Source organism: Pseudomonas sp. lyk4-TYG-107, assembly GCF_030209055.1.
Classification (GTDB): Bacteria; Pseudomonadota; Gammaproteobacteria; order Pseudomonadales; family Pseudomonadaceae; genus Aquipseudomonas; species Aquipseudomonas putida_A.
This window is the reverse complement of sequence record NZ_JARVST010000030.1, coordinates 97,014-104,896: the sequence shown is the minus strand read 5'-3', so window position 1 is coordinate 104,896 and position 7,883 is coordinate 97,014. Positions and strand designations below refer to the sequence as shown.

Sequence of the window (7,883 nt, the reverse complement as noted above, 5' to 3'; positions counted from 1 at the left end):
TACCGGCCTGTCACGCCGGGGGTCGCGGGTTCGAGTCCCGTCCGCTGCGCCATATCTGTTTCAAGGACCACTGAACGCCTTGAAACACCGAAAGCAACCGTTGGTTGTTTCGGAATCGATAGCAAAGACCCTGGTCGAAAGGCCGGGGTTTTTTGTGTCTGAAATTTGGCTTTCCTCTCTTCCTCCCTCCTCAATCCAGCGCAAATCCCTGTGGGAGCGAGCCTGCTCGCGAAAGCGGTGTGCCAGCTAATAATGTGCTGGCTGACAGTACGCCTTCGCGAGCAAGCCCGCTCCCACAGGGGGTTGTCGAATTGCCCGGCGATCTGCTGCGGTGCCACGTCGCATTGATTTTTTGATTCTTTAGTCAAATTTTTGTAACTGGTTGTTTGCCGGACGCTCAGAAACCTTTAAAGTTAACCTTTCGGTCAGCTTTGCACTGTCAACACGCCCTTTGTTTCGCCAAGAAGGGCTTCTGCAAGACTCGAGATTCCCAGTAGATAACCAGAAGGGCGGACACATAACCGCCCAGAGGATGATCCATGTCCAACCGTGATATATCCCGGCGCTCGTTCCTCCAAGGCGGGCTGGTGGCGGGTGTGAGCGTTACGCTCACGCCGCTCAGCAGTCAGGCGCTGGCTGCCTTGATGGAAAACAGCGTCACCGTGCCGTCCGAGAAGTGGCTCGGCAACAACGGCAAGGCACGCCAACGTAACGACGCCCTGTCCAAGGTCTGCGGCAGCAAAGTATTTGCCCGCGACATTCGTTCCAAGGACATGCCGGGCTGGCCTGAACAGCAAGGCCACGCCATGCTGCTGAAAACCATCAAGGCCGACCGAATCTACGAAGGCTACGACCTGTCGTGGCTGGGCGCCGACTTGCAACCTGACCGTATCGTCACCGCTGCCGATCTGGACAAGGACGGCATCGTCTTCCCCGAAGAACACGCGCCAGACCCTTTGCTGCCGGAAGGCAAAGTGCCGATGTTCATCGGCCACCCGGTGGCGATCCTGATCTGGAACGATTTCGAGCGTTTCCGCCAGGCCAAGAACAAACTCAAATTCAATGACAAGGCGATTCGTTACGGTGCACAAGTGCCGTACTACGAAGGCGACCCTTATGGCAGCTTCCGCTACGTGCGCGTGGGCGGCGCGACCTCGGCCGACGAAGACGAATTCGCCAGCCTGAAAGACTCGATTCTGTTCCCGATGCTGAAAAACCGGCGTCCGGTGTGGAATTCCCAGCCGAACCTGCACGGCAACCTGACCGAGCGCGGCCTGTTCTACGCCGACCGCATGAAAAAAGAGATCGATACGCCGCCGGACAACTGGCTGGTGTTCGACGAGCGCTACAAGACCCCGTCGATCGAACCGGCCGCCATGGAGCCGGACAACGGCAATGGCTGGTACGACCCGAAAACCAAGACCCTGCACTTCGTGGTCGCCACTCAGTGCCCGCTGGAAGCGGCGACCGAGACCGCGAAAATGATCGCGCCATCGCGCTTCGGCCTGGCAAACCTGAACATGCACCCGGGTTACACCGTGGGCTACGGTTCCAAAGACCACAACATCTTCGTCTACTACGCGGCCCTCGCTGCGCTGTATGGCGCCGGTGTGCCAATCCGTTTGGCCAACGACCGCTACGAGCAGTTCCAGAGCGGCATCAAGCGCCACCCGTTCGACATCCGCTACCAGCTCGCAGTGGACAAGAATGACTACAGCTTCAAGATTTTCCGTGCCGAGATGAGCGTCGACGGTGGCGGTCGCATCAACTACAGCCCGTCGGTGGCGGCAGTCGGTGCCACGGCAGCGCAGTCGATCTACTACATGCCGCAGAACGATCTGCAGGTCACCGCTTATCACTCGCGTGGTGTTGAAGCGGGTTCGATGCGCGGTTACGGCACCCTGCAAAGCATGGCCTCGACCGAAATGATGGTCGACGAAATCGCCAACCGCCTCGGCGTTGACGCGATTGATCTGCGTCGCAAGAACGCCTTGCGTTCGGGCATGAAAAACACCCAGGGCGCGATTCCGGCCGGTGCCCTGCGCCTGCACGAGATTCTCGACAAGGCCTCGGTGCACGAAGTCTGGAAAAACCGCGACGCGATCAAGAAACAGCGCGAAGCTGCCGACCCGGACAACTGGTACGGCGTGGGTTTTGCCATTTGCCAGAAAGACTTCGGCACCGGTTCCGAAGCGCCGATGGCCAGCATCGAATTCACTGCTGAAGGTCGCATCACTCTGCGTCACATCGGTATTGAAATCGGCACTGGCATGTCCACTTCGCAGGCGCTGGTCGTTGCTGATTTCCTTGGCAGCCCGGCGCACGACGTGAAGACCGGCGAAACCGAATGGAAGGAAATGCAGCTGATCACCAGCGGCAACCCTTACATCATGAGCCAGGCCGAACAGGACAACCTGCTGCGCAACCCGCGCTGGGTTGGCAAGCTGGCCTCGGCGTCGTCCGCGACCAACTCGGCCTACTACTTCAGTCACGCCACCCGTGAAGCGGCGCGCGTGCTGTTCAACAACGGTTTGTGGCCGGCGGCCATGGAAATCTGGCGTCAGGGCCCTTACGGCGGTCAAGCCAACCCTTACGTGGTGCGTCGTGAAGATGCGCATTGGGTCGATGGCAAGCTCACTGCCAATGGCATGCAGCCATTGAGCTTCGAAGAGCTGGCCAAACGCGCTCACGAACGTGGTCTGGTCACCGGCGCCACCGTTCACGCGTTCAACCGCTGGAGCTGGGCCGAGGCCGAATACAGCATCGACGGCGTGCGCGAGCGTCTGCCGCTCGACGGTCTCGCAGTGAAGTACGGTGATGGCGCGCCGAAGGCGAAGAAAGCGTTGATGAGCACGGCGGGTTTCCACCTGCTGGATCGCCAGAACATCAACTATCCGGTGGTCCAGTTGAACAACGCGGCGGTGACTTACTACAGCCCGGTCGCAACTCTGGTCGAGCTGAAGGTCAACAAAGGCTCGGCGGAAGTCGAGGTGCTCAACCACCATTCTTGGGTCGAGTGCGGTCGGGTGCTGGTCGAAGAACTGGTCAAAGGCCAGCTCGAAGGCGGGATTGCCATGGGCATCGGTCACGCGCTGATGGAAGAGATGCCGCTGTACGAAGGCGGACCGGGGGAGGGTGACTGGAACTTCAACCGTTATCGCCTGCCGATGGCCCGTCACGTTGCGGTGTGGAAGCAGACCGCGGAGATTCTGCCGCCGCTGTCGCCAAGCGATCCGTCCAAAGGCATCGCCGAAGTGGTGATGATCCCGGTGGTCGGTGCCATTGGTAACGCCGTGGCGCATGCCATCGGTAAACGTGTTCGCGATCTGCCAATCACTGCTGCGCGCATCAAGGAGGCCCTCAATGGCTAACCGTCCGCTTCAACTGACCCTCAATGGTCAATCCGTCGGCCCGGTGGACATCCCTGATGACCTGCCGATGATCGACTATCTGCACGAATACAAGAACCTCACCGGCTCGCGCCTGGGCTGCGGCCAGGGCATTTGCCACGCCTGCGTGGTGATCGTCGACAACCCGGACGGCACCAGTGAAGAAGTGCGCACCTGCATCACCGGCGCGCATTACTTCGAAGGCAAGAAAGTCCGCACCATCGAAAGTCATGCCAAGCGTGATGAGAGTGGCCAGGTCACTGAGCTGAACCCGATCCAGCAGCGTTTCGTCGACGAATTCGCCTTCCAGTGCAGCTACTGCGCGCCGGGCTTCGTCAACGCCGCGACGGTGCTGGTGGAGAAGCTGCAGCGCCAGCCGATCGTCAAAAGCCAACTGGAAAAAGTCATCGAGGACAGCCTCGGCCACCACATCTGCCGTTGCACCGGGTACGTGCGTTACTACAACGCCACGCGCAACGTGCTGACCGATCTCGGCCTGGTCAAGGAGGGTTGAGCATGAAGCATCTATTGACCCGCCTGACCCTGGCGGTCGGGCTGGCTGCGCCGGTGTTGTTTGCTCACGCTGATGATCAGGTCAAGCGCGGCGAATACCTCGCCCGCGCCGCCGACTGCATGGCGTGCCACACCGCGCCGGGCGGCGCGCCGTTTGCCGGCGGGCTGCCGATCGTTTCGCCGTTCGGCACGATCTACGGCACCAACATCACCCCAAGCAAAGAGCACGGCATCGGCCTGTACAGCGATGACGAGTTCTTCGCTGCGCTGACCGAGGGCAAGCGTCGCGACGGCGCCAATCTGTATCCGGCGATGCCGTACACCTCGTATCACCTGGTGCCGCGGGAAGACTCGGATGCGATTCACGCGTATCTGAAAACCATCGAGCCGATCGAGCGCGCCGCGCCGGTCACGAGTCTGAGCTTTCCGTTCAACGTGCGTCCGGGCCTGATCGGCTGGAACATGCTGTACGGCAAGGCCTTGAAGCTGGAATCTGCCGAAGGCAAAAGCGCAGCCTGGAAGCGCGGCCAGTACATGGTCGAAGTGCTCGGTCACTGCGGCGAATGCCACACGCCACGCGGCCTGCCGGGTGCGATGCAATTGGACAAGCGCCTGACCGGCGGCATCCTCAACGGTTATCTGGCACCGAGCCTGCTCGCCACCGATCTGGCGGCGCGCGGCTGGAATCAGCAGGACCTGAGCACGTTCCTCAAGCACGGCATGAGCGCCCAAGGCACGATGTTCAACGAGATGTTCCCAGTGTTTCATAACAGCACCCAGGGCCTGAACGATCAGGATCTGGCGGCGATGGCGACGTTCCTGCTTGGCGACAAACCACCAGTAGCCAAAGAGCTGGCTGAAGTGTCGCTGGACAAACTCAGCCCAAGCGCCCAGCGCGGCCGTCAGGAATATTTGAACGTCTGCGCCGGTTGCCATGCCGCTGGTGGTGAGGGCAAGCCGCACATTGCCGTGGCCATGCGCGGCAATACCACGCTGCGCCTGGAGGATCCGCGCAACCTGGTGCGGGTGATCGAGGACGGTATCGGTGAGCAGAAATTCGCCGGGTTCGAACATATGCAGCCAATGCCGGGTTTCGCCGACAAGCTCAAACCTGAGCAACTGACTGATCTACTGAACTACCTGCGTCAAGGCTGGGGCGGTCAATCGGCTGAACTGGCGGTGAGCGACGTGCAGAAACTGCAGGCTGACGCTCCGGCCGTCGAGCACAAGGCGCACTGACATGCAGCATCTCGATCTACAGGTTGTGCGGCGGGCACTGGAGTGGTCGGTGGCGGGGCAGCGCATTTGGCTCTGCACGGTGCTGACCACTTACGGCTCGGCGCCGCGTGCACCGGGTTCGCTGCTGGCGGTGAACGATAGAGGCCAGTGGATCGGCTCGCTGTCCGGTGGCTGTGTTGAGGAAGACTTTCTCGAGCGCGTCGCTGAAGGTGCGTTTCTCGATGCGGTCAACGTGGTGCGTTACGGCGAAGGTGATGATCCGCGCTCGCGGGTCAGCCTGCCCTGTGGCGGCATTCTCGACGTACTGGTAGAGAAATTTGACGCCGACTGTGAGGTGCAGGCGCATCTGCGTGAACTCGAATCGGCATTGCTCGGCCAGCGCCGTTTGATTCGCGAGGTCGATCTGGCCAGCGGTGCGCGCAGTCTGTTCACTGATCGCGAGCAGGGTGCGCGCATCGAGCGCGAGATTGATCGGGTGCGGATTCGCATTGGTGCCGCTCAGCGCTTGCTGCTGGCGGGTTACTCCAGCGTGGCGCAGGCCTGTGCCGAGTTCGCGGTGGGTCTGGGTTTCGAAGTGATTCTCTGCGATCCGCGCGATGAAGTGCTCGAAGGCGTGGTGCTCAACGGCGTGGAGATTCGTCGACAGTTGCCGTCAGTGTTCATCGCCGATGGCGGCTGTCATCGCGATACCGCGGTGGTGGCGCTGACCCATGATCCGCGCATCGACGATCTGGCGATGATGGAAGCGGTGCGCACCGAGGCGTTTTACATTGGCGTCATGGGCTCGCAGCAGACTTCGCAGAAACGCTTCGAGCGCCTGCGCAGGATTGGTGGGCTGGGGGAGGTCGAGCTGGCGCGGATTCATGCGCCAATCGGGCTTAACCTGGGCAGCAAAACACCGGCGGAGATTGCTTTGGCGGTGCTGGCGGATATCTTGCGGATTCGTAGCGGGATTGCCCGGGATCAGCTCTGATCTGGATTCTGCAAATTTGTGGCGAGGGAGCTTGCTCCCGCTGGACTGCGCAGCAGGCCTTCTTTTTAGATAAAAGAGAGTCCGCTGCGCGACCCGGCGGGAGCAAGCTCCCTCGCCACAGTTTCTTGTCAGTCAAGAAAACTGATCAGAAACCCAGCTTGTCACGCAGTCCGTAATACCACGCACCCAATGCCGCAAACGGCGTGCGCAGCAACTGCCCGCCCGGGAAGGGATAGTGCGGCAGATCGGCAAACGCATCAAAACGCTCGGCCTGTCCGCGCAACGCCTCGGCCAGTACCTTGCCGGCCAGATGTGTGTACGTCACACCATGGCCGCTGCAGCCTTGCGAATAGTAGATGTTATCGCCCAGGCGCCCAACCTGCGGCAGGCGCGACAGGGTCAGCAGGAAGTTGCCCGTCCACGCGTAGTCGATCTTCACGTCCTTCAGTTGCGGGAACGCCTTGAGCATTTTCGGGCGGATGATCGCTTCGATGTTCGCCGGATCCCGCGCACCGTAAACCACGCCGCCGCCGAAGATCAGACGCTTGTCGCCGGTCAGTCGGTAGTAGTCGAGCAGATAGTTGCAGTCTTCGACGCAGTAATCCTGTGGCAGAAGAGATTTCGCCAGCTCATCGCCCAGCGGTTCGGTGGTGATTACCTGGGTGCCGCACGGCATCGATTTCGCCGCCAGTTCCGGTACCAGATTGCCGAGATAGGCGTTGCCGGCAACGATGATGAACTTGGCCCTGACCTTGCCTTGCGGCGTGTGCACCACCGGGTTGGCACCACGCTCGATGCGCACGGCTGGCGATTGCTCATAGATGGTGCCGCCGAGGGACTCGACCGCAGCAGCTTCACCGAGCGCCAGGTTCAGCGGATGAATGTGGCCGCCGCTCATGTCGAGCATGCCGCCGACGTATTGATCGCACGCCACCACTTCGCGAATGCGGCGCTGATCGAGCAGTTCCAGTTGCGTGTGGCCAAAGCGCTCCCACAGGCGCTTCTGCGATTCCAGGTGTCCCATCTGCTTGGCGGAGAGCGCGGCGAACACGCCGCCGTCCTTCAGGTCGCACTGGATGTCGTACTTGGCCACGCGCTCCCGAATGATTCGGCCGCCTTCGAAGGCCATCTGCCCGAGCAGTTGCGCCTGCTTTGGGCCAACCGTGCGCTCGATGACGTCGATGTCACGGCTATAGCTGTTGACGATCTGCCCGCCATTACGCCCCGACGCACCGAAGCCGACCTTGGCAGCTTCCAGGACTGTCACGCGAAAACCGTTCTCCAACAGAAACAACGCCGACGACAGCCCGGTATACCCGGCGCCGATCACACAGACATCCGTCTCCACATCATCCTGCAAGGCCGGACGTGGCGGTACGGCATTGGCCGACGCAGCGTAATAAGACTCTGGGTAAGGGGTGTTCGCCATCCTGCAGCCTCTGTTTAATATATTTTACGAGTGCGTCGATCCTACCCGAGTTGAAAAACCTCCGCCAGCCACCGGAAAAATCTAATCTGCCGGCCCGAAATTAAATATTTTGCATATTCATAGGGTTAGGTGAAAAAAAGGTGTTGACACCCCTCCGGAATTCCGTAGAATGCCGCCTCACAGCAGGCACGTAGCTCAGTTGGTTAGAGCACCACCTTGACATGGTGGGGGTCGTTGGTTCGAGTCCAATCGCGCCTACCAAACAAAATCCGCTCTGCTGGGCGGTCTAGAAGGGCTCACCGAAAGGTGGGCCCTTTTTTGTTGTCTGCGATTTGCAAAA

General features: G+C 60.5%; 5 protein-coding genes and 1 tRNA gene. 5 read left to right on the top strand and 1 reads right to left on the bottom strand.

The genetic code is table 11. The features are described 5' to 3' along the window. Positions 1 to 539 precede the first annotated feature (539 nt). Genes QRN61_RS24415 through QRN61_RS24400 form a run of 4 tightly spaced genes read left to right on the top strand, consistent with a single transcriptional unit; the run spans position 540 to position 6,114 of the window. A complete protein-coding gene (locus tag QRN61_RS24415) occupies positions 540 to 3,371 on the top strand; it encodes a xanthine dehydrogenase family protein molybdopterin-binding subunit (protein WP_135296201.1) in 2,832 nt (943 codons plus the stop codon). Beyond that, on the top strand, positions 3,364 to 3,903 hold the full coding sequence (locus tag QRN61_RS24410; RefSeq protein ID WP_003226408.1) for a (2Fe-2S)-binding protein: 540 nt from the start codon (positions 3,364 to 3,366) through the stop codon (positions 3,901 to 3,903). Before QRN61_RS24415 ends, QRN61_RS24410 begins: the two co-directional genes overlap by 8 nt. Before the next feature lie 2 nt (positions 3,904 to 3,905). Further along, positions 3,906 to 5,141 carry a c-type cytochrome gene (locus QRN61_RS24405; RefSeq protein ID WP_096796162.1) on the top strand — a complete coding sequence of 412 codons (1,236 nt, stop codon included), beginning with the start codon at positions 3,906 to 3,908 and terminating at the stop codon, positions 5,139 to 5,141. 1 nt (position 5,142) lies between these two features. Next, the gene (locus QRN61_RS24400; protein WP_096796163.1) at positions 5,143 to 6,114 is read left to right on the top strand and encodes an XdhC family protein; all 972 of its coding nucleotides are present in this window, start codon (positions 5,143 to 5,145) and stop codon (positions 6,112 to 6,114) included. Positions 6,115 to 6,259: 145 nt separating this feature from the next. Here the strand turns inward: QRN61_RS24400 and QRN61_RS24395 are convergent, their stop codons facing one another. Continuing rightward, positions 6,260 to 7,543 (bottom strand): NAD(P)/FAD-dependent oxidoreductase, encoded by a 1,284-nt coding sequence (locus QRN61_RS24395; protein WP_096796164.1) that lies wholly within the window; start codon positions 7,541 to 7,543, stop codon positions 6,260 to 6,262. A 184-nt stretch (positions 7,544 to 7,727) separates the two neighbouring features. Between QRN61_RS24395 and QRN61_RS24390 the strand changes: the two genes are divergently transcribed. Further along, positions 7,728 to 7,804 (top strand) — tRNA-Val (locus QRN61_RS24390). The last annotated feature ends 79 nt before the right edge of the window (positions 7,805 to 7,883 follow it).